The organism is Rhodococcus sp. KRD175 (assembly GCF_017168275.1).
Taxonomy (GTDB): Bacteria; Actinomycetota; Actinomycetes; order Mycobacteriales; family Mycobacteriaceae; genus Rhodococcoides; species Rhodococcoides fascians.
The window spans coordinates 45706-72558 of sequence record NZ_JABFAQ010000005.1; the positions used below are offsets into that span (position 1 = coordinate 45706).

29 protein-coding genes are annotated in these 26853 nt (G+C 64.8%); 3 read left to right on the plus strand and 26 right to left on the minus strand.

The features are described 5' to 3' along the window. The first annotated feature begins 7 nt into the window (after positions 1-7). Positions 8-850: a CoA ester lyase gene (locus tag J1M81_RS08340; RefSeq protein ID WP_032366409.1), complete on the plus strand. Its 843-nt coding sequence runs from the start codon at positions 8-10 to the stop codon at positions 848-850. 21 nt (positions 851-871) lie between these two features. Here the strand turns inward: J1M81_RS08340 and J1M81_RS08345 are convergent, their stop codons facing one another. The 6 genes from J1M81_RS08345 to rpsB form a co-directional block, all read right to left on the minus strand. Then, a complete protein-coding gene (locus J1M81_RS08345) occupies positions 872-1591 on the minus strand; it encodes a class I SAM-dependent methyltransferase (RefSeq protein ID WP_197077486.1) in 720 nt (239 codons plus the stop codon). 16 nt (positions 1592-1607) lie between these two features. Continuing rightward, positions 1608-2522 carry a phosphatidate cytidylyltransferase gene (locus J1M81_RS08350; RefSeq protein WP_027496706.1) on the minus strand — a complete coding sequence of 305 codons (915 nt, stop codon included), beginning with the start codon at positions 2520-2522 and terminating at the stop codon, positions 1608-1610. Between the two features lie 36 nt (positions 2523-2558). Beyond that, the gene (gene frr / locus J1M81_RS08355; RefSeq protein ID WP_027496705.1) at positions 2559-3116 is read right to left on the minus strand and encodes a ribosome recycling factor; all 558 of its coding nucleotides are present in this window, start codon (positions 3114-3116) and stop codon (positions 2559-2561) included. Between the two features lie 55 nt (positions 3117-3171). Beyond that, entirely contained in the window at positions 3172-3900 is a 729-nt protein-coding gene (gene pyrH, locus J1M81_RS08360) for a UMP kinase (RefSeq protein WP_027496704.1), read from the minus strand. A 164-nt stretch (positions 3901-4064) separates the two neighbouring features. Then, a complete protein-coding gene (gene tsf / locus J1M81_RS08365; protein ID WP_027496703.1) occupies positions 4065-4889 on the minus strand; it encodes a translation elongation factor Ts in 825 nt (274 codons plus the stop codon). 159 nt (positions 4890-5048) lie between these two features. After that, a complete protein-coding gene (gene rpsB, locus J1M81_RS08370) occupies positions 5049-5939 on the minus strand; it encodes a 30S ribosomal protein S2 (protein WP_032366407.1) in 891 nt (296 codons plus the stop codon). A 342-nt stretch (positions 5940-6281) separates the two neighbouring features. Here rpsB and J1M81_RS08375 point away from each other — a divergent pair, with 342 nt between their 5' ends. Then, complete coding sequence (locus tag J1M81_RS08375) at positions 6282-6782, plus strand: M23 family metallopeptidase (RefSeq protein WP_094717595.1); 501 nt, start codon at positions 6282-6284, stop codon at positions 6780-6782. 3 nt (positions 6783-6785) lie between these two features. Here the strand turns inward: J1M81_RS08375 and J1M81_RS08380 are convergent, their stop codons facing one another. From J1M81_RS08380 to J1M81_RS08440, 13 genes are all read right to left on the minus strand, one after another. After that, on the minus strand, positions 6786-7838 hold the full coding sequence (locus J1M81_RS08380) for a MinD/ParA family protein (RefSeq protein WP_206498046.1): 1053 nt from the start codon (positions 7836-7838) through the stop codon (positions 6786-6788). A gap of 363 nt (positions 7839-8201) precedes the next feature. Further along, positions 8202-9128, minus strand: coding sequence for a tyrosine recombinase XerC (locus J1M81_RS08385; protein ID WP_032372622.1), 927 nt, complete (start codon positions 9126-9128; stop codon positions 8202-8204). A gap of 69 nt (positions 9129-9197) precedes the next feature. Continuing rightward, positions 9198-9980 (minus strand): siderophore-interacting protein, encoded by a 783-nt coding sequence (locus tag J1M81_RS08390; protein WP_283541513.1) that lies wholly within the window; start codon positions 9978-9980, stop codon positions 9198-9200. Positions 9981-10078: 98 nt separating this feature from the next. Next, positions 10079-11200, minus strand: coding sequence for a DNA-processing protein DprA (gene dprA / locus J1M81_RS08395; RefSeq protein WP_206497922.1), 1122 nt, complete (start codon positions 11198-11200; stop codon positions 10079-10081). Then, a complete protein-coding gene (locus J1M81_RS08400) occupies positions 11197-12702 on the minus strand; it encodes a YifB family Mg chelatase-like AAA ATPase (protein ID WP_032391538.1) in 1506 nt (501 codons plus the stop codon). Before J1M81_RS08400 ends, dprA begins: the two co-directional genes overlap by 4 nt. After that, positions 12702-13058, minus strand: a complete 357-nt coding sequence (locus tag J1M81_RS08405) for a YraN family protein (RefSeq protein WP_206497923.1) — start codon at positions 13056-13058, stop codon at positions 12702-12704. Before J1M81_RS08405 ends, J1M81_RS08400 begins: the two co-directional genes overlap by 1 nt. A 351-nt stretch (positions 13059-13409) precedes the next feature. Continuing rightward, positions 13410-13754 carry an Lsr2 family protein gene (locus J1M81_RS08410; protein ID WP_027496695.1) on the minus strand — a complete coding sequence of 115 codons (345 nt, stop codon included), beginning with the start codon at positions 13752-13754 and terminating at the stop codon, positions 13410-13412. A gap of 397 nt (positions 13755-14151) precedes the next feature. Then, on the minus strand, positions 14152-14457 hold the full coding sequence (locus tag J1M81_RS08415; RefSeq protein WP_008717288.1) for a DUF2469 domain-containing protein: 306 nt from the start codon (positions 14455-14457) through the stop codon (positions 14152-14154). 37 nt (positions 14458-14494) lie between these two features. Beyond that, positions 14495-15256, minus strand: a complete 762-nt coding sequence (locus J1M81_RS08420; protein WP_080729283.1) for a ribonuclease HII — start codon at positions 15254-15256, stop codon at positions 14495-14497. Beyond that, the gene (lepB, locus tag J1M81_RS08425; protein ID WP_027496693.1) at positions 15253-16044 is read right to left on the minus strand and encodes a signal peptidase I; all 792 of its coding nucleotides are present in this window, start codon (positions 16042-16044) and stop codon (positions 15253-15255) included. The genes J1M81_RS08420 and lepB overlap by 4 nt, the downstream gene beginning before the upstream one ends. 184 nt (positions 16045-16228) lie before the next feature. Further along, complete coding sequence (rplS, locus tag J1M81_RS08430; RefSeq protein WP_027496692.1) at positions 16229-16570, minus strand: 50S ribosomal protein L19; 342 nt, start codon at positions 16568-16570, stop codon at positions 16229-16231. A 133-nt stretch (positions 16571-16703) separates the two neighbouring features. Further along, positions 16704-17567: a hypothetical protein gene (locus J1M81_RS08435; protein WP_370878684.1), complete on the minus strand. Its 864-nt coding sequence runs from the start codon at positions 17565-17567 to the stop codon at positions 16704-16706. Between the two features lie 107 nt (positions 17568-17674). After that, the gene (locus tag J1M81_RS08440) at positions 17675-20026 is read right to left on the minus strand and encodes a Tex family protein (RefSeq protein ID WP_032370789.1); all 2352 of its coding nucleotides are present in this window, start codon (positions 20024-20026) and stop codon (positions 17675-17677) included. A gap of 68 nt (positions 20027-20094) precedes the next feature. On the opposite strand from J1M81_RS08440, the gene J1M81_RS08445 reads away from it, so the two are divergent. Then, positions 20095-21051, plus strand: coding sequence for a serine hydrolase (locus J1M81_RS08445; protein ID WP_052057248.1), 957 nt, complete (start codon positions 20095-20097; stop codon positions 21049-21051). 5 nt (positions 21052-21056) lie between these two features. Here J1M81_RS08445 and trmD read toward each other — a convergent pair whose 3' ends face one another. The 7 genes from trmD to ffh all read right to left on the minus strand — a co-directional run bounded on the left by trmD (position 21057) and on the right by ffh (position 26743). After that, positions 21057-21737, minus strand: a complete 681-nt coding sequence (gene trmD / locus J1M81_RS08450) for a tRNA (guanosine(37)-N1)-methyltransferase TrmD (protein WP_206497924.1) — start codon at positions 21735-21737, stop codon at positions 21057-21059. Positions 21738-21740: 3 nt separating this feature from the next. Further along, positions 21741-22280 carry a ribosome maturation factor RimM gene (gene rimM / locus J1M81_RS08455; protein WP_206497925.1) on the minus strand — a complete coding sequence of 180 codons (540 nt, stop codon included), beginning with the start codon at positions 22278-22280 and terminating at the stop codon, positions 21741-21743. Positions 22281-22295: 15 nt separating this feature from the next. Then, positions 22296-22538 (minus strand): RNA-binding protein, encoded by a 243-nt coding sequence (locus J1M81_RS08460; protein WP_027496687.1) that lies wholly within the window; start codon positions 22536-22538, stop codon positions 22296-22298. Beyond that, complete coding sequence (gene rpsP / locus J1M81_RS08465) at positions 22535-23014, minus strand: 30S ribosomal protein S16 (RefSeq protein ID WP_027496686.1); 480 nt, start codon at positions 23012-23014, stop codon at positions 22535-22537. The genes J1M81_RS08460 and rpsP overlap by 4 nt, the downstream gene beginning before the upstream one ends. A 171-nt stretch (positions 23015-23185) precedes the next feature. Continuing rightward, the gene (locus J1M81_RS08470) at positions 23186-24061 is read right to left on the minus strand and encodes a CPBP family intramembrane glutamic endopeptidase (RefSeq protein ID WP_080731228.1); all 876 of its coding nucleotides are present in this window, start codon (positions 24059-24061) and stop codon (positions 23186-23188) included. Beyond that, positions 24054-25172 (minus strand): amidohydrolase family protein, encoded by a 1119-nt coding sequence (locus J1M81_RS08475; protein WP_027496684.1) that lies wholly within the window; start codon positions 25170-25172, stop codon positions 24054-24056. Before J1M81_RS08475 ends, J1M81_RS08470 begins: the two co-directional genes overlap by 8 nt. Positions 25173-25183: 11 nt before the next feature. After that, positions 25184-26743: a signal recognition particle protein gene (gene ffh, locus J1M81_RS08480; RefSeq protein WP_032366589.1), complete on the minus strand. Its 1560-nt coding sequence runs from the start codon at positions 26741-26743 to the stop codon at positions 25184-25186. Positions 26744-26853 lie beyond the last annotated feature (110 nt).

Genomic DNA, 26853 nt, shown 5'->3' on the forward strand with positions numbered 1-26853 from the left:
TACTTTCATGGAGACACCGGTGGCATCCGGCGTTGCACCCGACCGCGCACGATCGTGGCTGTTGGTTCCGGCCACCAAGCCCGATACGTTCGACGCTGCTGTCGCATCCGGTGTCGACGCCGTCATTCTCGACATCGAGGACGCAGTCGCTCCGGCGAAGAAGCCTGCTGCTCGCGAGACCGTCGTGCGCTGGCTGAGCGAGGGCAACTCGGCCTGGGTGCGCGTCAACGACGCGACGACCCCGTACTGGGCCGACGATCTTGCCGCGTTGTCCGGGCTGCCCGGCCTGGTGGGGGTCATGCTCGCGAAGACCGAGAGCGGCGGTCAGGTCGAGGCGACAGCCGCCCGCCTCGCCGACGGCACCCCGATCCTCGCGCTGGTCGAATCGGCAGCAGGACTCGAGGCCGCCACCGAAATCGCGCGCGCGGACTCGACATTCCGTCTCGCCTTCGGCAGCGGCGACTTCCGACGCGACACGGGCATGAGCGACGACCCGCTCGCCATGGCCTACCCGCGCTCGCGACTGGTCGTCTCCTCGCGCGTCGCACGACTACCCGGACCCATCGACGGTCCGACACTGACCGCGAACGACAGCATCCTCGGGCGCGATGCAGCCCTGACGCTCTCGATGGGCATGGCAGGCAAACTCTGTATGCACACCGATCAGGTGGCCATCGTCAACCGCGAACTGGCCCCCTCCCCGACAGACGTGTCCTGGGCTCACGATGTCATCGACGCTCTCGGTGCCGACGGTGCTCACGTCAAGGACGGCAGCGATCTGCCGCGTCTGGCAAAGGCTCTCAAGATCAACGAACTGGCTCGAATCTTCGGAATCTCCGCCGCGTCCTGATCGCTCGCTGCCGAGCCAGGCTCAGATCGACTCGACGCCGGTCGGCTTGTATCGAACGTGGATGCGATAGCGCACATTCAGGGTGAGGCCGTCGACCTGCCGTGCCGCAGCGCGCGCTACCCGCGGTGAGAACTCGATTCCCAGCACATCCCGCAAAACCCGGCGGTCGGGAAACGCCCACCTCGTGTCGACGCGTCGCATCTCGAATCCCTGGGCATCGAAGAACGCCTCGACGGCCGCAGGATCGTAGTGCGGGAGATCCGCACGCATCCAGTCCCCGTACGGAGACGACGTGGCGTCGAGGTCCACGACCACCAACGCCCCTCCGGGCCGCAGAACTCGCATCGCTTCGCTGATACCCGGGCCGCAGCCGGGGCCGAAGAAATACGCGGTTCGCGCGTGGACGAGATCGACCGAACCTGTGTCGACGGGCAGCGCGTCCGCTCTACCCGCACGCACGGCGACGTTCGCAAGTGACTCGACGCGCGTGCGGGCTGCGGCCACCAATGGGGCGTGCGGTTCCACACCGATGACGTACCGGGCGTCCGCAGCGAAGATCGGAAGATGGAAACCGCTGCCGCAGCCCACGTCCACGACGTTCTCGGCCGTCCAATCGACGGTCGATCGAATGGACGCGAACACAGCGCCGTCGACGTCCTGAGCCCTGTTCTCCGCCTCGTACAGATGCGGCCAGTGCCAGATGTTGGGACTGGGAATCACCCCGCCGCGATCACCGCTCATCGTCCGGCGGAGTCGGTCAGAGCAACACGGTGAAGACGAGCCACGCAACGAACGCAGAGGGCAGCAACGAGTCGAGTCTGTCCATGATGCCGCCGTGGCCGGGCAGCAACGAGCCCATGTCCTTGATTCGAAGGTCGCGCTTGACCTGCGATTCGATGAGGTCGCCCAGTGTTCCCGTCACGACCAGCACGACTCCTAGCAGGACACCGATCATCGAGTTGGCCTCGAGAATCAGGGTCACCGTCAGCAGGCAACCGATGACGCAGAAGATGAGCGATCCGACCAGCCCTTCCCAGGACTTCTTCGGGCTGATGGCCGGTGCCATCGGGTGCTTGCCGAACAGCACACCGGCGATGTAACCACCGACATCCGAGCACACGACGCCGATGACGAAGACCAGGATGCGACCGGCACCGTTGTCCTGCAGGACCATCAGAACGGCGAACGAGGCCAACAGTGGTAGCCAACACGCCACCAGAACGGTGACGGAGAGTTCTTCGAGATAGTTCTTGGGAGCAGTACCGAAGCCTTGTCTCAGCAACAGCCACACCATGCAGACCACGACGGTGCCCACAGCCGCACTGAGCACTCCGACGGCACCGAACGGCCAGCCCAGCCAGATCATGGCCTGACCACCGAGGATCAGCGGGATACGCGGAACGAGAACACCGCCCTCGCGGAGCCGCTTGGACACCTCGTACGTCGCGACGGCCAACGCCACGGCCACGACACCGATCCATACCAGCGGCACGAACACGAGCACGAGGATCAACCCGATACCCAAACTGCCGCCGACGCCGATCGCGGCAGGCAGATTTCGACCCGCCTTGCCGGCGGACTTCGTGGCGGCGACCCCGGACGAGCCAGCGGGCGTGCCGCTGCCCTCCTGCCGATCCGGTCCCACCACTGTCGTCAACTCCTCGATATTCATCGTCGTTCCACCGTGTTGCGCAACTATCGAAGGAGGTCAGACCTCCATCAATTCACCCTCTTTGCGCTTGACCAGTTCGTCGACGGAGGCGGTGTACTTCGCGGTGGTCTTGTCGAGCTCGTTCTCGGCGCGTACGACGTCGTCCTCGCCCGCCTCGCCGTCCTTCTGGATGCGCTTGAGCTCTTCCATCGTCTTGCGGCGCACGTTGCGAATGGACACCTTGGCGTCCTCGCCCTTGCCCTTGGCCTGCTTGACGAACTCGCGGCGTCGTTCCTCGGTCAGCTGCGGCACGCCGATACGAATCAGGTTGCCGTCGTTGGTGGGGTTGACGCCGAGATCGGAATTGCGGATAGCGGTTTCGATCGGCCCGAGCTGATTCGACTCGTACGGCTTGATCACCACCAATCGCGCCTCCGGCACGCTGATGCTGGCCAGCTGGGTGATCGGCGTCGGGGCACCGTAGTACTCGATGACGATGCGCGAGAACATTCCCGGGTTGGCCCGCCCGGTGCGGATCGAGGACAGATCGTCACGGGCAACCGATACGGCCTTTTCCATCTTCTCTTCGGCGTCGAAGAGAGCTTCGTCAATCACGATCTGTCCTCCATCGTCTTCGTTCTCGGTTCGTTCGCGGTCGTGTCGGCGGCATTCACGACGTGACCAGCGTGCCGATGTTCTCGCCCGACACGGCGCGAGCAATGTTTCCCTGAATCAGCAAATTGAACACCAACATCGGCATCTGATTGTCCATGCAGAGGCTGAAGGCAGTCGCGTCGGCAACTTTGAGGCCTCGCTCGAGGGCTTCTCGGTGGGTGATCGTGTCGAACATCGTCGCGTCGGGATCGAGCCGTGGATCGGCCGAGTAGACACCGTCGACGGCCTTGGCCATCAACAGCACCTCGGCACCGATCTCGAGCGCCCGCTGCGCCGCCGTCGTATCCGTCGAGAAGTAGGGCATGCCCATACCTGCGCCGAAGATGACGACACGCCCCTTCTCGAGGTGCCGTCGCGCGCGCAGCGGGAGGTACGGCTCGGCCACCTGGCCCATCGTGATCGCGGTCTGGACTCTGGTGGCAACACCCTGCTTTTCCAGAAAATCCTGCAGCGCAAGACAATTCATGACCGTGCCTAGCATGCCCATGTAGTCCGAGCGAGATCGGTCCATCCCCCGCTGCTGCAATTCGGCACCGCGGAAGAAGTTTCCGCCACCGATCACCACGGCGACCTGAACTCCGGTGGCCACCACCTCGGCGATCTGCTCGGCAACGTTGTTCACGACATCCGGATCGAGCCCCACCTGGCCACCACCGAACATCTCCCCACCCAGTTTGAGCATCACGCGTCGGAACCCGGGACGGTCAGGGGCCGGATCGGTCATAGCTCTCCTCGGTACTCGTCGAACACTACGGTTTACTCACCGATCATCCTGCCCTATCGGCACCCGATCGGTGGACACGGCTCCGACCTGCCTCGCGCACGAACGATGCCGTCCACTCGATGAAATCGAATGAACGGCATCGCCTCGATCGGATCGAGCGCAGACTAGCTGGCGCCGACCTCGAATCGGGAGAAACGGGTGATGGTCACGCCGGCCTCGTCGAGGATGGCCTTGACGGTCTTGTTGCCGTCCTGAACCGACTTCTGCTCGGTGAGAACGACGTCCTTGAAGAATCCGTTGACGCGACCTTCGACGATCTTCGGCAGAGCCTGCTCCGGCTTGCCCTCTTCGCGCGCGGTTTCTTCTGCGATCCGACGCTCGGCGGCGACCAGATCCTCGGGAACCTCGTCACGGGTGACGTACTTGGCCTTGAGCGCTGCGATCTGCATCGCCGCAGCGCGCGCAGCATCGCCTGCGGCGTCGCCGTCACCGGTGTACTCGACCAGCACGCCGACGGCAGGCGGCAGGTCCGCGCTGCGCTTGTGCAGGTAGGTCGCGGTGTTGCCGTCGTAGGACACGACGCGGCGAATTTCGAGCTTCTCGCCGATCTTGGCCGACAACTCGTTCAGAGCCGTCTCGACGGTCTTGCCGTTCAGGTCGAGTGCCTTGAGAGCGTCGACATCAGCAGGCTCGCCTGCTGCAGCCGTCGCCGCGACGGACGCGGCGAACGTCTGGAACTCGTCGTTCTTGGCCACGAAGTCGGTCTCGGAGTTGATCTCCACGAGCACTCCACCCTCGGCGACGACGAGGCCTTCGGCGGTGTTGCGCTCGGCGCGCTTGCCGACGTCCTTGGCACCCTTGATACGCAGGTACTCGACGGCCTTGTCGTAGTCGCCGTCGTTCTCGGCGAGTGCGTTCTTGCAGTCCATCATTCCGGAGCCGGTGAGCTCGCGGAGCCGCTTGACGTCGGCGGCAGTGTAGTTCGCCATCGTGGGCGAGCCTCCTCAAAAGTCTGAATACGGGCGTTGACGAAAGTGCTGTTCTCGAATCGTGATCGACGGGCTCGCTGTGGAGCCGGACCGATCACAACCCTGACATACCGAAGCGGCCCCGGCCCACCCCTGAGGGTGAACCGGGACCGAATTCGATCAAGCCTGAGCGGCCGGCGCTTCTTCTGCTGCCGGTGCTTCTTCTGCTGCCGGGGCGTCGGCGGCCGGCGCATCGGCTGCGGGAGCCTCTGCTGCCGGAGCGTCAGCGGCCGGGGACGCCTGTGCGAGCTGCTCGAGCTCCCACTCTGCGAGCGGCTCGCCTGCGCCGACCTCGGGCTTGGCGTCGGTTGCGGTGTTCTGGCCTGCACGGGCCTGCACACCTTCGGCCACTGCGGATGCGACGACCTTGGTCAGCAGCGCAGCGGAACGGATCGCGTCGTCGTTACCCGGGATCGGGTAGTCGACCACGTCGGGATCGCAGTTGGTGTCCAGGATCGCGATGACCGGGATCTTCAGCTTGCGCGCTTCGCCGACGGCGATGTGCTCCTTGTTGGTGTCGACGATCCAGATGGCCGACGGAACCTTGGCCATGTCGCGGATGCCGCCGAGGGTGCGATCGAGCTTGGTCATCTCACGCGTGAGCATGAGGATTTCCTTCTTGGTGCGTCCCTCGAAGCCACCGGTCTGCTCCATTGCCTCGAGCTCCTTGAGGCGGACCAGGCGCTTGTGCACGGTCTGGAAGTTGGTGAGCATGCCACCGAGCCAGCGCTGGTTCACGTAGGGCATGCCCACGCGAGTTGCCTCAGCGGCGATGGACTCCTGTGCCTGCTTCTTGGTGCCGACGAACAGAACGGTGCCGCCGTGGGCGACCGTCTCCTTGACGAACTCGTAGGCCTTGTCGATGAAGGTCAGAGTCTGCTGCAAGTCGATGATGTAGATGCCGTTGCGGTCGGTGAAGATGAATCGCTTCATCTTCGGGTTCCAGCGACGGGTCTGGTGTCCGAAGTGTGTGCCGCTGTCGAGCAGCTGCTTCATTGTTACTACAGCCATGGCTGAATAACTCTCTTTCATGGTTCGGTTGACGCAGAGTGTCGGTGACCTCTGCCCTGGCGACCGCCGAAGTTGTCGGACCTGAACCACAGGGGGATCAGGACCGCCGACAACCGGTTCTCGTATCGTGAACTCTGCCGAGGCAGTCGATACGATGACGCGGACGCGCGAAGTCGACCCGTGCACGCACAGGCCGCAACAAGGAGTGTAGACCTGCGGCGGCCCCCGTCATAACCAGGCCCGACTGTCAAGAGATTCCGGTGCCTGTGGACGAATCTTTCGGTTGTCCACAATTCGTGCTGGGCCTCGTTTTCCAGCACATTCACAGGCCATCGTCGACGAGTGAACACTCTTCGTACCGGGTGCATCGCCTGCGTTCTTGCCGCGATCGTGCTGACCACGCCGGCCGCGGCAGCCGAATCGGACTCGTTCGCGTGGCCGATACGGCCGCACCCTCGCGTCGTGACACCGTTCGACCGCCCGGAACACGATTGGCTCCCCGGCCATCGCGGGGTCGACCTCGCCGCGGCGGACGGCACCTCGGTTCTGGCCGTCGCCGACGGCACGGTCGTGTTCGCAGGCCTCGTGGCCGGTAAGCCGGTGGTGTCGGTGGACCATCCGGGCGGACTTCGATCGACGTACGAACCCGTGACGGCGGCGGTCCGGGCCGGAGCACGAGTACGACGCGGCGACATCCTGGGTTCGCTGACGTCGGGACACGACGGCTGCACGGCGACATGCCTGCACTGGGGCATCAAGCGGGGCCGCGAATACCTCGATCCGACGGCCCTGGTGCGTGCCCGTCCGATCAGATTGAAACCCGTGCAGGAGCCGGGTCGGTGACGGTCAGCGCCCAGGGCCGGAGTGACGACCGGACGCGGCAGGAAAGTCGTCCGCAACCATGGCGGCAAGCTCGACGAAAGCGCTCCTGGTCTGGGGACGCAGCTTCTCGAGATCGACCACGGCCCCCTCGGCGAGGTGCTCGTCGAACGGAACCACCAGCACCGCGCGGCAGCGTTCCAGGAAGTGCTGCTGCAACAAGTTCATGTCGACCGCGGACGAACCCGGTCGGACCGAACTGATCACCACGACCGTGCGCTCGACCAGGTGGCCGTATCCGTGCAGTTCCAGCCAGTCCAGAGTCGCGGCTGCGCTGCGTGCCCCGTCGACGGCCGGCGAACTGACCAGAACCAGCGCATTGGCCAGCTGCAGCACCCCGTTCATCGCCGAGTGCATGATGCCGGTTCCGCAGTCGGTGAGGATCAGGTTGTAATAGACCTGCAGCATGTCGATGACTGCGCGATAGTCCTCTTCGCCGAACATCTCCGACGCCGAGGGATCCCGCTCACCGGCCAACACTTCCAGTCGGCTCGGTGCCTGCGAGGTATGAGCGCGAATGTCGGAATACCGGCGAATGTTCGGGGCTGCGGCCAACAAGTCGCGAACAGTCGACGCGGTCTGACGCGGTACCCGCTCTCCGAGTGTCCCGAAATCCGGGTTCGCGTCGACGGCAATGACGCAATCTCCGCGCAGCGACGCGAACGTCGACCCCAGACCCAGAGTGGTCGTCGTCTTGCCGACCCCGCCCTTGAGCGACAGGAACGCGATGCGGTAGTCCCCCAGCACCGGCTGCCGTATGCGATCGACCTGGTTGCGGTAGCGCTCCTCGGCCGTCGACTCGCCGGGGTTGATGACGCCACCGGTCAACCGGTGCACACCGCGACGCCACCCCGACGACGAGGTGCGCTTGGGTCGTTTGAGCAGCGATTCGGCACCCAGGTCCTGACTGCTCGGACGATACGGATTCGGGGCACCTGCCCACGGCTGCGGGGACCAGGGTGCCTGCTGGGCCGGCTGAGCCTGCGACCGATCGTCCCCGACGGGCGGAACGGGCGGCATCTGTGCCTCGGGATAGGCGGCCGGCGGGCCCGGTCGAAGCGGCACGGGCGGGTTGTACCGCGGGGGCACGGGAGGTCGCTGCGCAGAATCGGGCGTCTGCCACGGCGGGGGCTGCCGGGGCGTGGAGCGTGGAGTGGACATCGGTTCGACCGGTACGGATTTGGCGGCATCGTCGCCCCGGCCGTCGAGTGGACTGCCGTCGCCTGTACTGCCGGGTCGTGCCCCGTTCACCGGCGCACTGTGGCCATGCGTCGACCACGGCTCCGATTTACCTTGCGGTCGGTCGCGGTCCACGGTCCCCCGTATTCGGTGTAGTCGATCCTGGGCAGACGCTACCAAACGATGCGCCGCCCAGCTCGACGCTCATGCTCTGGGATGCGCCTGATCGTGCACCGCCCGCAACCGTTCGACGGATACGTGAGTGTAGATCTGCGTGGTGGCAAGAGATGCATGTCCGAGCAGTTCTTGCACCACCCGGAGATCTGCACCTCCTTCCAGCAGATGCGTGGCTGCCGTATGGCGCAGGCCGTGCGGTCCCAGGCTGGGGCCGCCGGGGACTGTCTCCAGCACAGCATGCACCGCCGACCTGGCCTGTCGCTGGTCGAGTCGTCCACCCCGACGCCCGAGCAACAGGGCCGGTCCGGATCGATCGACGGCCAGGGCAGGCCTGCCGTCGGTGAGCCAGGCGTCGAGTGCATGCGCGGCCGGCAGACCGTACGGTGCCGAACGTTCCTTGTTGCCCTTGCCCACCACCCGAACGACTCGTCGATCGGTGTCCACGTCGTCGACATCGAGACCGCACAGCTCCCCCACGCGGACCCCGGTCGCATACAACAGTTCGACGACGAGTCGATCGCGCAGCGCTATGGGATCGAGTTCGGCGGCACCCGACTCGGCAGCGTCCAGCGCTCGCGTCGCTTGATCGTGACGCAGCACTCCGGGCAGGGTGCGGTGACCCGACGGGGACGCGAGACGTTGCGCGGGGCCAACCTTCACAGCCCCGACCCGTTCGAGCCACGCCCCGAACGTTCGCACCGACGAGGTGCGCCTGGCCATCGATGTCCGGGCCGCGCCGGCCGCCGAGTACCCCGCCAACCACGAACGTACGACACGCAGATCCAGATCGGCGATTGTCGCGCCAGGTGAGGACGCGGCCAGGTGCGCCAGTAACGAACGCGCGTCGGCAACGTAGGCCCGGATGGTGTGCTCCGACCGTTCCCGGCCGAGGCGCAGGTGTTCGGCGAACTCCTCGACGTGCACCTCCAGGTGCGGCGGCAGCGAATCGGTCATCGGCTCAGCTTGGGCGCTGACGTCTCGCTCGACAACCGGACACGCCGTCGGGTGGACGTCGGTGCGCGATCAGGCGTCGACTCCCGCCTCCGCCTGTGCCAGCTCACGCTTCCAGGCTCGGAAGGTTTCCTCGGTCCGCCCCCGACGCCAGTAACCCGAGATCGACGCCCACTCGGCCCCGACCCCACGTTCCTTGCGGATGTACGGACGGAGGTTGTGCATGACGGCCTGCGCCTCACCGTGGACGAACACCTGCGCCTGCCCGGGTAGCCATTCGGTGTTCTTGACGGCCTCGATCAGCGGTGCGTTGTCTCCCGCCCGGTCGTCGCCGATCTCGTTCGACGACGCGCCCCGGTGCACCCAGGTGACGTCGACGACTGCGAGAGTCTCCATGTAGATCTCGTCGTGACGATCGCCGACCTCGATGAACACCTTGGCAATGGCGTCATCTGGGAGGGCCTCGACCGCAGCCGAGATGGCCGGGATAGCCGATTCGTCGCCTGCGAACAGGTGCCAATCGGCATCGGGGCGAGGCGCGTATGCCCCCGACGGCCCGAAGAACGACATCTCGTCGCCCGGCTTCGCGCGTGTGGCCCACGGTCCGGCGACGCCCTCGTCGCCGTGCACCACGAAGTCGATGGCGATTTCCCGCGCGTCGGTGTCGACGGATCGAACGGTGTAGGTCCGCATGATCGGATCGTCCTCGGTGCCGAAGAACAGCTTGACGTACGCATCGGTCCGGTCGATAGCGTCGAACTCCTCGAAGCCTGGACCACCCAGATACACCCGGTGCATGTGCGGGGTCAGCGCTTCCGTGCGCACTACGGTCAACGTGGTTTTCTTACGCGGCACTACAGACCCCTCTTCGAGCGAACGACGCCGATGCTCACTGCACCGACTAAGCATTACCTAACACCCTACCTTCACTGGGCCTCGGTAGGGCCGTCACCTCAGCCGCGCACCACCCGGGCCCACCCGGTCTCGTCGTTGCTCACGAATCCGTCCATCTCCATCACCGGTAGCGCGGCACGGACCTTCGACAACGGAACCCCGGAACTCTCCGACAGTTCACGGGTGGACAACGCTCCCGTGGCCGGCAGCGCGTCGTAGATCAACAGTGCGGTCTCGGACAGCGCATCGATTTCCCGGAACAGATCGGGACGGGGTTCCTCCGGCGAGCCGAGCGCCCCGACCTCGGCCACCACATCGTGCGAGCTCGACACCAGAACGGCCTCACCCTCACGAATCATGCGATGGCATCCCTTCGACGTCGGAGAGGTGACGGGCCCCGGCACCGCAAGAACGGGGCGGCCCAGTTTCGCCGCCCACGCCGCGGTGTTGCGCGCCCCGCTCCGCCATCCCGCCTCGACGACCACCACCGCCGATCCGAGTGCCGCCACCAACCGGTTGCGCGCCAGGAACCGGTGCTTGGCCGGAGTGGTGCCCGGCGCGTATTCACTGAGAACGACACCGCTCGAGGCGATCTGACGCAACAGGCGGGAGTGGCCCGCCGGATATGCCCGGTCGACGCCGCAGGCGAGCACAGCCATCGTCGTCCCCTCGACTCCGAGCGCCGCACGGTGCGCTGCCGCATCGATACCGAAAGCAGCTCCCGATACGACGGTCCAGCCGTCCAGCGCCAGATCGGCGGAGATCTCGGCAGTGACGTGGTCGCCGTACGGACTCGACGCTCGGGTTCCGACTATCGACACCGATCGTTCGGTGTCTGCTCCGACAGACCGGTTTCCCAACGCCCACAGTGCGATCGGCGGCGACGTGTCGACACCCGCGGTGAGGCCGGACCCATCGAAGCCGAGAAAACGCCACGCAGGCCACTCATCGTCGTCAGGGGTGATCAGCCGTCCACCGAGAGCGGCAATGTGGTCCAAATCTGCTGCTGCAGTGTCGACATGAGCCCGTGCTGCCAGTCGCTCACCCAAGTGTCCGGCGCGTACGGCTGCGGCGGTGACCTCGGGGCCGTGGGCAGCGGCGTGGTCCGTCACCGTGCGATGCGGACCCTGTGCCACCCGAGACAGATACGCCCACGCCAGCCGACGTGCGTCATAAGTCATGCCACTCCCCTGTCTCGAAAATCCAGTGCGGCACCGACCTCGTCTGCACCGGGCACGGTGCCGCCGGCGAGATCGTTCAGAGTCCACGCCACCCGTATCGCACGATCGGCGCCGCGCGCGGTCAGCGATCCGTTGCGCAATGCCCGCTCGATCGGTGCCAGCGTCGACCGAGCGAGCCGAAACCGTTGGCGCAGTGCTGGTCCGGGGACTTCCGCATTGGTCCTCCACCCGAACTCCAACCAACGATGAGCGGCAGCATCCCTCGCTCCCGTCACGCGGGCGCGAATATCGGCCGTTCCTTCTCCGACGTCGTCGACCAGCGCCCCGGTCGCGACTCCCATCATCTGAATTCGGAGATCGACCCGGTCGAGGAGCGGTCCGGACAGTTTTCCCAAGTACTTGCGGCGAGCAGTGGGCGCGCACACGCAGTCGGCCTGCCGCGCCGGCGCGCACGGACACGGATTGGCCGCCAGGACGAGTTGGAACCTCGCCGGGTACCGGGCCACCCCGTCTCGACGCGCAATCCGAATTTCACCGTCTTCGAGTGGGGTTCGCAACGCTTCGAGTACCCGGATGCTCATCTCGGCGCATTCGTCGAGAAACAGGACTCCGCGATGCGCGCGACTGACTGCGCCGGGCTTGGCCATTCCGGTGCCTCCTCCGACCAACGCACTCACCGACGTCGAATGGTGTGGGGCGATGAACGGCGGCGATGTGATCAGCGGCCGCGCACTCGTCAGCAGCCCCGCCACCGAATGGATCGCGGTCACCTCCAGCGCCTCGGATTCGGTGAGCGGCGGGAGTATCCCCGGAAGACGTTGCGCCAGCATCGTTTTCCCGATGCCCGGTGGCCCGGTCAACATGATGTGATGCGCACCGGCCGCAGCGACCTCCAACGCCCATCGGGCATCCGCCTGACCGGCAACGTCACTGAGATCCGGATAGCTCTCCTGATGCCAGTCGGTCGGGGTGGGCGATTCCAGCGCCTGCTCACCACGAAGCCACGCAACGACATCCGCCAGGCAATCGGCACCCAACACCTCGATACCGTCAACCAGACCCGCTTCTGGCAGACACCGACTCGGCACCACCACCCGCTGCCACCCCGCCGCCTTCACCGCGAGCACTCCGGGCAGTACCCCGCGGACCGCACGCAACCTGCCGTCCAGAGCCAACTCACCCAGAAACACTGTCTCCGACAGGCTTCCCCGCGGAATGGCCTTGGCGGCGTCGAGGACCGACAATGCCAACGCGAGGTCGTACACCGAGCCACCCTTGGGCAACGTCGCCGGAGACAACGCGAGAATCACTCGACTGTCCGGCCAGGTACCACCCGAATTCTTCACCGCGGCCTTGACCCGATCACGCGATTCGTTCAGCGCGGTATCGGGCAGTCCCACCAGATGGGTCCCCGGAAGACCCTGACCGATATCGGCTTCGATCTCCACCAACACTCCGTCGACGCCGTTGACCGCCACCGAATGGGCTCGCCCCAGGGGCATCAGAACGCCGCCCTGACGTGAGTGAGAACGGGGTCGTCACCGCGACCGATCACGATGGCGATCACGTCGAATCGGATGTGCACCCACGGCCCTCCGCGAAGCGAAAGCCACTGCAACGCCAATCCTCTGATCCGAGTCTGCTTGGTGTACGTCACCGCTTCCGCCGGCGTTCCGTAACCGATTCCCGAACGCGTTTTGACTTCGACGAACACCATCGTCTCGCCTTCGCGCGCAATGATGTCGAGCTCCCCCGAACGATGCCGCCAGTTCCGCTCGATCACCTCCAGGCCGATGTGCTCGAGATGGCGCGCTGCAAGTTCCTCACCGCGTGCCCCGAGTTCTTGATTGGTCGGCATGTCGAATTCCTCCACTCTGCGGCCGCACAGCACGGCCGGATCCGGTCGTCATGACGGTGACACGACCGAAAGGAGGTGATTCCGAGAAAGTGCAGGTGCCGCATTGCCCTGTGGACACGCGCAATCCTGTGGAGAGAACCGTCGAATCGCAGGGCCGAAACACCTGTTTTGTCGTACCTGTGTGCTTACCGGCGTTCACGCCCTGTCGATCGCCCGACAAATGGTTCGAACATGCAAAAGCTCCGTCCGGATTACCGCACGGACGGAGCTGAAGCACGGAATCGGTAATCGAATTCGATGACCGAACTACCGCTGACCGAAGACAGCGGGCATATCAAGGCTGGGAGGCGGTCAGTGCGCAGCCTCGTAGGCGGCCTGAACTTCCTGGCTGATCCGACCTCGGGCGCTGACCTCGTGGCCGTTCTCGCGAGCCCACGCTCTGATGTCCTGCAGATCGACCTTTCCTCGAGCCGGTGCAGGCGCGGCACCGGTCTTACGGGGGCGGCGACCGGAAATCTTCTCGGCGTGCTCGATCCAGAAAGCCAGCTGCTCGTGCAGTTCGTTCGCATGCTTGAGATTCAAGTCGATGCGGTACTGGTTTCCACCGATACCGAATTCGATCGACTCCCCCTGGCCTTCTTTGATTACCGAACCGTCGACATCGTCGATCATCTGGACAAGCGTCTTGCGTGCCATGTCGTACCTCTTACGCGTCTGGGAGAATGTGGTAATTCAAGTTCTACCACCGATTATCGGACCGAGGCAAAGACCCAACGATGTTCACATCGGCGTAGGGTCGAAAACATTCGGTACGAAAACGTGTGAATACCGGAAGCTATTTGCATCATTAAATCGAAACACTATGGGAGACAACAGAATTCGGCGTTCACATTTCGACGATTCTCCCGCGCTCGACGTAACACGGCAACGGGCCTCAGCCCGAAACAGCACACGCGGAATTATTCGGTCGGTTGTCCAGCTTTTCGCTGATCGGTGCGCTTCGGAACACTTCACACGGGGAATCCGCCGAGCGGAACCGTCCAGGTGCACCCGTCAGGCACCGGGCACACCTGCCGATCCGACCCGGAACCGACTATTCGGGGAGACGCAGATCAGGTTTGTCCAGCTCTTCGATGTTGACGTCCTTGAACGTGATCACCCGCACGTGCTTGACGAAACGAGCCGGTCGGTACATGTCCCATACCCACGAGTCCGACATCCGCAATTCGAAGTAGATCTCACCATCGGCATTGTGCGGAATGAGTTCGACGGAGTTCGCGAGATAGAAACGACGCTCGGTTTCGACGACATAGTTGAACTGTCCGACGATGTCCCGATACTCGCGGTACAGCGAGAGCTCCATCTCGGTTTCGTACTTTTCGAGATCTTCGGCACTCATCGGTCTCTTTCATCCTCCAGTCGGGCGTGAAATTCAATCATGGCGCACCGTCGTCGGTGCAGTCCATTCGCCCCAGTGCGTCGACCTCGCTACGCGAGCGACCGGCTGCCGCGGCAGCCACGTTGGCATAGGACATTCGATGCTCCCGGCTCGGGCCGAGCGTGGTCATCGCGGTCGAATGCGCACGTGTGCTGTACCCCTTGTGCACGGCGAATCCGTAACCGGGAATGTCGGTGTCCATCTGCACCATCAACCGGTCTCTGGACACCTTGGCCAGCACACTGGCCGCAGCGATGCAGGCAGCTGTGGCATCCCCTCCGATGACGGGTAGAGACGGCACCGGAAGTCCGGGAACCCGAAAGCCGTCGGTGAGGACATACCCGGGAGTGAGGCCCAGGCCCGCCACCGCGCGGCGCATTCCCTCGATGTTCGCCACGTGTACCCCGATGCGGTCGACCTCGGCCGCGTCGACGAACACCACACTCCACGCAAGTGCCAATTTCTTGATCCGGGGAAAGAGCTCCTCCCGGCGACGCTCGGTCAGCTTCTTGGAATCGTCGAGGTCCGCGAGGGCAGTGTGCGACCGAGAGCCCAGGATGCACGCCGCGACCGTCAACGGCCCCGCGCAGGCTCCCCTGCCTGCTTCGTCGACACCCGCAACCGGACCGAGCCCGTTGCGTTCGAGTGCCGATTCCATGGTCCGCAGCCCCGCCGCCCTCCTGATGATGGGACGAGGCGGCCACGACGAGCGGCTCAGAGATGCGCGCGCACGAGGCGCGGGACGAGGACGGGCCGTCATCGACCCTGAATGTCCGGCGAGTCCAGGAGGCCGGTTCGCGATGGCGGCAACGCGGTGGCCACGGCCTTACCTATCACGTTGTCCAGCGGAACGGTGCCGGTGAACTCGTCGGTGACGTGATACCGCGAGTCTCGCGAATTGCTGCGATTGTCGCCCATGACCCAGATGTTGCCCTCGGGCACCGTTACAGGGTCGAAGCACCGGCCCGACTTCAATTCGGTCTCGCACGTCATCGTGTCCGGAACGAACGGGAAATCCATCTGTATGTACGGCTCGTCCAACGGCTTCCCGTCCACGAGCACCCGTCCCTGAGCGTCACAGCACTCGACCGTCTGACCGCCGGTGGCAATGACGCGTTTGACCAGATCGTTCTCGTCCGGAGCGACGACTCCGATCAAAGAGCCCACTTCCTGGGCCCCGCGGATGACCGAATTGTCGGAGCGCTGCGAGACGAATTCGTCGTTCCAGGAATCGGGGCCGCGGAACACGACGATATCGCCGGGCTTCGGATCGCCGAATCGATAGCCGATCTTCTCCACGACGATGCGGTCCCCGGTGCAGCCGGCGCAGCCGTGCAGTGTCGGTTCCATCGATTCGGATGGGATGAGATAGACCCGGGCGACGAACGTCTGAAGCAGAAAACTCAGCACGAGAGCTACCAGAATGAGGATGGGAAGTTCACGCCAGAAGGACCGCTGCTTGCGATCCGCACGCTTGTTCCGGGGAGACTCGTCGTCGGGCTCGTTCGTCGAACCCTGTGGGGTCGGATCCTGTGGGGACTGCGTCACCTGGACAGGTTAGCCGGAACCGTCGCCCGCGGGCCGGTCGGTCCGCGCCTGCGGCGTTTTCACCGAGCATCGCTCGTACCGGTACGTCCGAAATGTCAGGGCGGTGGCTCCAACGCACCATGCCGCGTCACCGATGTTCGGTGACGCGGCATGGTTGCTGCTCGAAGCGGTCGATACGACCGGGTCAGCGCTTTTCTTTGATCTTGGCGGCCTTGCCACGCAGATCGCGGAGGTAGTACAGCTTCGCGCGACGAACGTCGCCGCGAGTGAGGACCTCGAACTGCGCGATGTTGGGGCTGTGCACCGGGAAAGTGCGCTCCACGCCGACGCCGAACGACACCTTACGAACGGTGAACGTCTCGCGGACGCCACCGCCCTGACGTCGAATCACGACGCCCTTGAAGATCTGAATACGCTCTTTCGAGCCTTCGATAACCTTGACGTGCACGTTCAGCGTGTCGCCGGGGCGGAAATCGGGGATGTCGCTACGCAGCGACTGATTGTCGAGAAAGTCCAGGGTGTTCATCGGTTGTGCCATCCTTGCGTTCTGCGCTTGAGCAGAGGAACCGAGCGGCTCGCCACCGGGGCGGCACAACTGGTTCGTACTCCGAGTGAGGTGTGTGCCTCGCGAGAGGCAACCCGCCTATTGTGCCAGACCGTCAGGCGTTCGAGGAAATCGCCCCGACCGAGGACTGGGCCACGGTTCCGGCCTGGGGTGCAGGCACGACGGTCCGCGCGAGCTCGTCCTCGGTGGCCTCGACCGCGTGAACAATGCTGGGCTTGCCCGCGATCGCATCCTGCAGGTAGATCTTGGCCCGTATCAACGGCCTGCGCCACTTCTTCTCTCGCCGCAGCGCACGCTCCATCTTCTTCGGTCTGCTCGTGTAGCGCCACCTCGCCCAGGGTGCACTCGGCCTGCTGAGTCGGACCGCGGCCAGAATGAGGATGGGCAGAACGAACAGCCCGATCAGCCCGGTCCAGATCTTGCCCTTGAGCAGCACGACGACGCACAGACTCAGGTTGAGCAGTGCCAGCACACCGAGTGTTCCGCGAACCCAGGGATCGGGATCGGCCCGGAAATCGGCGGGGCTGAGCAGCTCCAACGGGTGAAGTCCCAGTAGCAGGAACCCGGTGAAGGCGACGGCTGCGAATACCGCATCGACGGATGTTCGGCCCTGCTCGGACCAGTAGACGTCGCGGAGATAGAAGATGAGTGCGAATTCGTCGAGCACGAGGGCAGCACCGCTGCCGAAGATCGCCGCCAGCACGGCACCGATCGTCTGCGACCCGTCCACGTACACCGCGATGAGGCCGATCCCCGCCAACAGCATCAGCACGATTCCGAACACGACATGGTGAATGTGCTGACCGCCAGGGGTGATGTTGCCCGGCCACCACTTCACATCCGCGCGAATCATTCTGACGCTCAGGCGAATCAGCAAAAATCCCACGAGTAGGCCGAGCAGGAAGCAGAGCAACGGAAGGCGGCCGTGCTCGACGACACCGTGCTCCAACCACCTCACGCGCTCCACGTCCTTCCCGCCGCACGCCCGAAACAACGGATATCGCCGAATCAGCCTATTCTCGTTCGTCGCCGCCGGGGTCGGCATCGACCGGGAAAGTCCGAGCGCTACTTCCCGAAGCCCGCTTTGCGCAACGCGTCGGCCATGGAACCTGCCGCAGGTGTCGCTGCGGGGCCACCGCCGCGTCGGTCGCGTTGCGGGCGGTTGCCCTGGCCGCCATTGCTCTGACGGCCGTTGCCCTTGCTCGAGGACGTACCGCGCGAGCGGTCACCCTGCTGCCCACGAGGTGCGTCCTTGCCACCGCTCGCACCGGGCTCGTCGTCCAACCGCAGACTCAGGCCGATGCGCTGACGTGGGATGTCGACCTCCATCACCTTGACCCGCACCACATCGCCGGATTTGACGACCTCACGCGGGTCCTTGACGAAGTTGTGCGACATCGCAGAGACGTGAACGAGTCCGTCCTGATGCACGCCGACGTCGACGAAAGCACCGAACGCCGCCACGTTCGTCACGACACCTTCGAGCGTCATCCCCGGCTTCAGGTCGGCGACCTTCTCGATACCGGCTGCGAAGGTAGCGGTCTTGAACTCCGGACGCGGGTCGCGTCCAGGCTTCTCCAGCTCGGAGATGATGTCGGTGACGGTGGGCAACCCGAATCGTTCGTCGACGAATTCGGCGGGATCGAGGCGGCGCAGGAGTGCGGTGTTGCCCACCACCTCGCGCACGCCCACGCCTGCCTTGCCGACGATGCGGCGCACGACGGGATAGGCCTCCGGATGCACGCTGGAGCGGTCGAGTGGATCCTCTCCCCCGGAGATACGCAGGAACCCGGCGCACTGCTCGAAAGCCTTGGGACCCAACCGCGGTACGTCCTTGAGGGTGCTACGGCTGGCGAACGGACCGTTCTGGTCGCGGTGCGCCACGATGCTCTCGGCGAGCGAACCGGCGATACCGGAGACCCTCGACAGCAAGGGCACCGACGCTGTGTTGACGTCGACACCCACCGCGTTCACCGCATCCTCGACCACAGCCCCGAGAGAACGGGCGAGCAGAGTTTCGGAGATGTCGTGCTGGTACTGGCCGACACCGATGGACTTGGGGTCGATCTTGACCAGCTCGGCCAACGGATCCTGCAGCCTGCGAGCGATCGAGACCGCGCCGCGGATGGAGACGTCGAGTTCGGGCAGCTCACTCGAGGCGTACGCCGACGCCGAGTAGACCGAGGCACCCGCCTCGGACACCACCACCTTGGTCAAATTCGCCGCCGGGAATTTTGCAATCAATTCTGCTGCCAGAGAATCGGTTTCGCGTGACGCCGTACCGTTTCCGATGGCGATGAGCTCCACCTTGTGCTTGGCCGCGAGCCCGGCGAGTGTGGCCACGGCCTGGTCCCACTTGCCCTGCGGCTTGTGGGGATAGATCGTGTCGTAGTCGACGACCTTGCCGGTGGCGTCGACGATCGCCACCTTGGTTCCGGTGCGAAAGCCGGGGTCGAGTCCCATCGTGGTGCGGTTTCCGGCGGGTGCAGCCAACAGGAGGTCTTTGAGGTTGCTCGCGAACACGTCCACGGCGTCCTTCTCGGCCGACTGGCGCAGTCTCATGCGCGTATCGAGTGAGACGGTGACCAGCATCTTGGTGCGCCATGCCCAGCGAACGGTATCGAGCAGCCACTTGTCGGCCGGGCGGCCGCGATCTGCGATTCCGAACTTGGTGGCGATACGCCCCTCGTAGACACTGGGCACACCGGGAGTCGGCTCGTCCCGCTCGGGTTCGAACCCGAGGGACAGAATCTCTTCCTTCTCACCGCGTAGCGTCGCGAGGATTCGATGCGAGGGCAGGCTCGTGAACGGTTCGGAGAACTCGAAGTAGTCCGAGAATTTCGCGCCTTCCTCCTCTTTTCCCTTGCGCACGGTGGCGACCAGCTTGCCGGAGGTCCACATCAGTTCACGCAGCTCACCCACCAGGTCGGCATCCTCGGCGAAACGCTCGACGAGAATTGCTCGTGCCCCGTCGAGCTGCTCCTGATCGAACTGCGCCGGGTCGGTGGACGGATCGGTGAACAGGGCGTCTGCGACGGGTTCGTGGCCGGCCTCCCGCGCAATCTGTGCCTTCGTCCGGCGCTTGGGCTTGAACGGCAGGTAGATGTCCTCGACGCGGGCCTTGGTCTCGGCCAGCATCAGCGACTGTTCGAGCGCGTCGTCGAGTTTGCCCTGCGAACGAATCGATTCGATGACGGCATCTCGACGCTCGTCGAGTTCTCGGAGGTATCGAAGTCGCTCGTCGAGTTGGCGCAATTGCGCGTCGTCGAGTGTGCCGGTGACCTCCTTGCGGTAGCGCGCGATGAACGGGACCGTGGACCCGCCGTCGAGGAGTTCTACAGCGGCACGAACCTGTTCTTCGCGAACATCGAGTTCTTCGGCTATGCGCTTGTTCACAGATTTCAGAGCAGTGGTCACGGCGATGGACCCTACCGCTAGTGTGGGACAGGTCGGTCAGCGGTTCTATGTGCGGGAGAGTTCTGTAGATGGTCAGGGGGGCTCGGTTACTGACCGCCACCTGCGCCGCACTGTTGGTCCTGAGCGCGTGCTCCGTACCGCCCGATGATCAGGCCGGCGATCCCGGTGGCAGGGATTCGGCCGAGACATCGGCATCACCGTTCCCGGATATCCAGAAGGTCGACGGCGTGGCCTTGGAAGCGCGTATTCCGATGGCGGTGGAATCGGCGCAAGCCCGAGGTGCCGATGTGAACTTCGCGTTGCTGGATCGAGAGACCGGTTCCTACTACAGCAGCGATGCCGACGAGCCGATCGAAACGGCGTCGGTCTCCAAGCTCTTCATTGCCGACGAGGTGATGTTCGAGGCGCAGTCGCAGAACCGCCCCGTCTCCGCCGACGAGCTGGCCACGATGACCAGCATGCTCGAGTTCTCCGACGACAATGCCGCATACACGCTCTGGTATCGATACGGTTCGTCCGAGATCGTCCGCGCAGTCGCGGCGCGATATGCCCTGAGGAACACCGACGCTCCCGGCGACGACCAGTGGTACAACACGGAAACGACTCCCAGTGACCTGGTCGGCTACTACGCCGGGCTGCTGAACGGCAGCGGCGGCCTGACCACCGCGTCGACCGACATCATCATCGGAATGCTGCGACGCTCGGCCCCCGTAGCTGCCGACGGCTACAAGCAACACTTCGGGATCGTCGACGGCTTACCTGGCGAGACCGTGCATGCAGTCAAGCAGGGCTGGATGTGCTGCGTGTCCGATCGGTGGGTCCATCTGTCGACGGGAACCATCGGCGCGGACAATCGCTACGTACTGGCCCTGTCGTCCCGTGAAGACATCTTCTACGCCGACGACATGGAAAGTTACCCGGACACGGCCGTCGTCGACGTGAGCGACGACGCCAGCGCACTGCACGCACGGGACACCCTGACCGGCTTCGTGTCGATGTTGTTCCCCGACGGCAGAATCAGCTGAAAACGTCAGTCCGTCAGTAGATCCGGGCGTCGGTCCGCTGTTCTGCGCAGAGATTGTTCTCGACGCCAGGCGGCGATCTTCGCGTGGTCGCCGGACAACAGAATCTCGGGGACGTCGAGTTCTCGCCATCGGGCCGGCCGGGTGTAACTCGGACCTTCCAGCAGCCCATCGGAGAACGAATCCTCTCGGTGCGACTGCTGATTGCCGAGTACGCCCGGCATCAATCTGACGACGGCCTCGGCCATGACCAGTACTGCCGCCTCGCCGCCGATGAGAACGTAGTCTCCGATGCTGACTTCCTCGACCCGAACGCGGCGTGCGGCGTCGTCGAACACGCGTTGATCGATGCCTTCGTAGCGACCGCACGCGAACACGAGATGCTGTTCGGTGGACCATCTTTCGGCCGTACGTTGTGTGAACGGCACCCCTGCGGGAGTGGGGACGACGAGGAGCGACTCCTCGGTCAGCACGTGGTCGAGTGCGTCACCCCAGACGGTCGGCTTCATGACCATTCCCGGCCCGCCGCCGTACGGGGAATCGTCGACGGCCTTGTGCACGTCGTGGGTCCAGGAGCGCAGGTCGTGAACGTCCACCGATACCAGCCCGCGATCGATCGCCTTACCGAGCAGAGCAGTACGCAGTGGGGTGAGGTATTCCGGGAAGATGGTGACGACGTCGAGGCGCACGAACTACTCCGGATCCAGCAAGCCCTCGGGCGGATCGATCTCGATTGTCTTGTCTGCCAACGACACAGAGGTCACGATGGCCGAGACGAAGGGTACGAGTATCTCGGAACGACCGGATTCCTCGTCAGCACTCGGCGTGATGGACAGCAGTTCGCCTGCTGCCGAGTGCAGGACCTCGCGGACGGTACCGACGACCGAACCGTCGGTGAGTACCACGGTGAGGCCTTCGAGTTCGTGATCGTAGAACTCGTCCGGATCGTCGGACGGCGGGAGATCGGTGGATTCGACGACGAAGAGAATCCCGCGCAGTTCGTCCGCTGCGGTCTTGTCGTCGATGCCGTTCAGACGCAGCAGAAGCCGCCCGGAGTGTTCCCGGACGGCGTCCACCGTGTGTATCACGGGCTGTGCATTCGATCGTGGCTTGCGGCCACGCAGAACAGTGCCGACGGCGAATCTGTCGTCGGGGTCGTCGGTGCGAACCTCGACAACCACTTCACCTTTGATGCCGTGCGACTTGGCGACACGACCGATGACCAGCTCCATGATGGGTTACGTGACCTATTGGTCCGTGTCGACGACGTCGACTCGGATGCCGCGACCACCGATTCCGGAGACGAGAGTGCGCAGCGCCGTAGCGGTGCGACCACCGCGTCCGATGACCTTGCCCAGGTCGTCGGGGTGCACGTGAACTTCCACGGTGCGTCCACGACGGCCGGTGATCATCTCGACGCGAACGTCATCGGGATTGGCGACGATGCCGCGAACGAGATGTTCGACGGCATCGGCGACAACGGCACTCACTTCTCAGCAGCCTCGGCGGCCGGCGCGTCTGCCGTCTCGGTTGCTGCAGCGTCGGTGGTGTCCGCGGCAGCGGAATCGTCCGACTTCGGTGCCTTCTTCTTCTTGGCGGTGGTGGCCTCGCCCTGGGGCTCGGAATCCGCCTGCGCCAGCGCAGCGTTGAAGAGGTCGAGCTTGGACGGCTTGGGCTCGGCGACGCGGAGGGTGCCCTCGGTGCCGGGTAGGCCCTTGAACTTCTGCCAGTCGCCGGTGATCTTCAGCAGTGCCTCGACGGGCTCGGTCGGCTGCGCGCCGACGCCCAGCCAGTACTGCGCACGCTCGGAGTTGATCTCGATGACGCTGGGGTCCTGCTTGGGCTCGTACGTCCCGATGGTCTCGATTGCACGGCCGTTACGGCGGGTGCGGGCGTCGGAAATGACGACGCGGTAATGCGGGGTGCGGATCTTGCCGATACGCATGAGCTTGATCTTGACGGCCATGTTCTGGTGAAGCCTTTCGAGGAGTGGTCACTGCGCAATTCAGCGGTTCGCACGGCATGCGAACCCGGTTTTGCGTTGGAGTTGTCGTGACCGCCGCGCGGTACGTAACCGGAGACGGGCGAACAGCGGTCCATTCTGCCAGACGACCACCCGATACCCTCAATCGCCCGGTCAGGCCAGCAGAATCACCAAAGCCGGAAAGGTGTTGTTGACGGAGTGAGCCGTGGTCGACGCGACGATCGAGCCACTTCTCATTCTCGCGATGCCGATGGCGAGTCCTCCCCACAGCAGGACGACGAAGCGCCACCATTCTCGGTGCCAGATCGCGAACATCACCGCCGTGATCACCAGGACCACCCAGCGGTTGCCCAGCCACGCCATCGGCATGGGTCGAGTGCGCTTTTCGAGAGCTCCCCACAACATGCCGCGGAACATCGTTTCTTCGCAGATCGGTGCGCCGATCCAAATCCACACGGCGAAAACGACTTTCCACCCCACGGCGATGTCTGCCATACCGCCCAGCGGTGCCTGATCCTGAAAATCGATACGCGAGAGCAGCACGAGTGCGAGCAGCACTCCACCGACGAGGGCGACTCCGCCCCAGGCCAGACCCGATCGGATATGACCGACGAGTTCGTGAACGGATCTCGGTAGCCCGAAGTCGACGACGGGGCCGTTGCCCCTCGACATCGTCACCGCCACCGCCAGTCCTGCGGCGAGCAGGCTCGGGATCATGATCCCCACGACGAACAGCGGCGAGGACTCCGAGGACACGACCAGGCCGAGGAGCAGGAACCCGGCAAGATTGAGGCCGAGCACGAGGGCGGCCGCCGGCAGTCCCCACCGTTGGCCGGGTCTGCGCTCCTCGGCCGCTGCTTCGGCACGCCAGTAGGTCTCGGACAGTCCCGAGCCCTGCTGTTGCACGTGATTCATCGGTGCCATTCCCGCCCAGCTGGGCCGGTTCACGTCGAATTCCCCCGCGCCTCCTGGTGTGCGGCCGAACTGGTCGGCATCGAATCGGTCCGGGCCTTGCCGCGGATCAACCATCGACGTATCCCGATCCACTCGCGGCGCGTCCACGACGATCGGTCACGCGGCCGCGCAGAATCACCAGCTCGGGGTTGGACAACACGTCCGCTCCCCCGCGCGGGTCGTCGGAGTACACGACGAGATCGGCGGGCGCACCGTGCTCGAGCCCGCCTCGCCCCAGCCACGACCGGGCGTCCCAGCAAGCAGCACCGAGCGCGTCGGTCGGTGACAATCCGACGCGTCCCAGAGCGTCCACCTCGTCGGCGATGCGGCCGTGCGCGATGGATCCGCCGGCGTCGGTTCCGGCGAAGATCGGGATACCTGCGTCGTGGGCACGGCCGACGGTATCGCCGACTCGCGCATGCAACGCGCGCATGTGCCGGGCGTAGACCGGGTAGCGGGTGGCCGAGTCCGCGATGCCGGGAAAGGTCTCGATGTTGATCAACGTCGGCACCAACGCTGTCCCGTGCTCGACCATCATCTCGATGGTCTCGTCGGTCAGGCCGGTGCCGTGTTCGATGCAGTCGATGCCTGCCGCGATCAGTCCGGGGAGCGCGTCTTCCCCGAAGACGTGCGCGGTGACGCGTGCCCCTTCCGCATGGGCCGCGGCAATGGCGTCGACGAGGATCGCGTCGTTCCAGAGGGGCCGGAGGTCTCCCACCGAGCGGTCGATCCAGTCACCGACGAGCTTGACCCACCCGTCGCCGAATCGCGCTTGTTGCGCCACCGCCTCGGGAAGTTGTGATTCGTCCTCGATGTCGATCGCCAGGCCAGGGATGTATCGCTTCGGGGAGGCGATGTGCCGCCCCGCCCTGATGATGCGTGGCAGATCGTCGTGGTCGTCCAACGCCCGCGTGTCGACCGGAGATCCCGCGTCACGCAGCAGCAGAGCCCCGACGCCTCGTTCGGTCTCGGCCTGCGCGATCGACCCGGCCAGGTCGGTGTGTCCTCCGCCGTACTCGATGCCGACATGACAGTGCGCGTCGACGAGCCCGGGCAGTATCCACCCGCCGTCGTGGATGAAGTCGGCATCGGCGATGGGCTCCGTGGACAGGACGCCGCCGTCGATCCACAGGTCGATCGGGGACTCGTCCGGCAGCCCGCGTCCCCGCACCCGCAATGCCGACACCGCAGGCCCGCTTACTTCTTCGGCAGCTTCAGCTGCGAGAGATCGATTCCCTCGAGTCCCGGCGGCAATTGATCGAGGCCCTTGGGCATCGACGACAGGTCGGGCATTCCGGCAGGCATTCCACCCGGCATTCCGGGGAACCCGCCGCGGATCTTCGGCTGTGTGGGCCCGCGAGCACCCTTCTTGCCTTTCTTGCCCTTCTTGTTGTTGCGCACCTGCTTTCGCGCACCCGGCATGCCCATCCGACCGGCCATCGCCGACATCATCTTGCGTGCCTCGAAGAACCGATCGACCAATTGGTTGACGTCGGAGACCTTCACGCCCGAGCCGTTCGCGATCCGCAGTCGTCGGGAGGCATTGATGATCTTCGGGTCGGTGCGCTCCTGCGGCGTCATGCCGCGAATGATCGCCTGCACCCGGTCGAGCTGCTTCTCGTCGACATTGGCCAGTTCTTTCATCTGGCCCGCGCCGGGCAACATTCCCAACAGATTTCCGATGGGCCCCATCTTGCGGACGGCCATCATCTGCTCGAGGAAGTCGTCGAGCGTGAGCTGGCCGGAGCCGATCTTGTTGGCGGTGGCCTCGGCCTGCTCGGCGTCGAAGTGCTGCTCGGCCTGCTCGATGAGGCTGAGCACGTCGCCCATGCCGAGGATGCGACTGGCCATGCGGTCGGGGTGGAAGACGTCGAAATCTTCGAGCTTCTCGCCGGTCGACGCGAACATGATGGGCTGCCCGGTCACCTCGCGCACGCTCAGTGCTGCGCCGCCGCGGGCATCGCCGTCGAGCTTGGTCAGCACGACACCGGTGAAGCCGACTCCGTCGCGGAACGCCTCGGCGGTGCTGACGGCGTCCTGGCCGACCATGGCGTCGAGAACGAACAAGGTTTCGTCCGGCTCGACCGCGTCGCGAATCCCGGCGGCCTGGCTCATCAGCTCGGTGTCGATACCGAGACGGCCTGCGGTGTCGACGATGACCACGTCGTACTGCTTGCTGCGAGCCTCGGCCACTCCGGCGCGGGCCACCTCGACCGGGTCCGCGGCCGACACGCCGAGCGCGTTCTCGCCACCGCCGATGGACGTGCCCGGGTGCGGGGCGAAGACTGCCGCGCCTGCCCGTTCGCCGACGATCTGGAGCTGGCTGACGGCACCGGGACGTTGCAGGTCACAGGCGACGAGAAGCGGGGTGTGACCCTGACCCTTCAGCCACTTGGCGAGCTTGCCCGCCAAGGTCGTCTTACCGGAACCCTGCAGGCCGGCCAGCATGATGACGGTGGGCGGGTTCTTGGCGAACACCAGTCTGCGTGTTTCGCCGCCGAGGATGCCGACCAGTTCCTCGTTGACGATCTTGACGACCTGCTGAGCCGGGTTGAGTGCGCCCGATACTTCGGCACCCTTGGCGCGGACCTTGATGCGGTTGATGAACTCCCGCACGACGGGCAACGCCACGTCCGCCTCGAGCAGGGCCAGTCGGATCTCGCGGGCTGTGGCGTCGATATCCGCACCGGACAGTCGACCTTTGCCACGCAGGTCCTTGAGAGTCCCGGTCAACCTGTCGGAAAGGGATTCGAACACCGATTGCACTCCTGAGCTAGCCGATCACCGAAAACGAGCCGAGTCCGGCACTGTCACCAGACCGAGTCCGGCGTTGTCACCAGACTAACGCCAGCCCACCTTATCCTCGC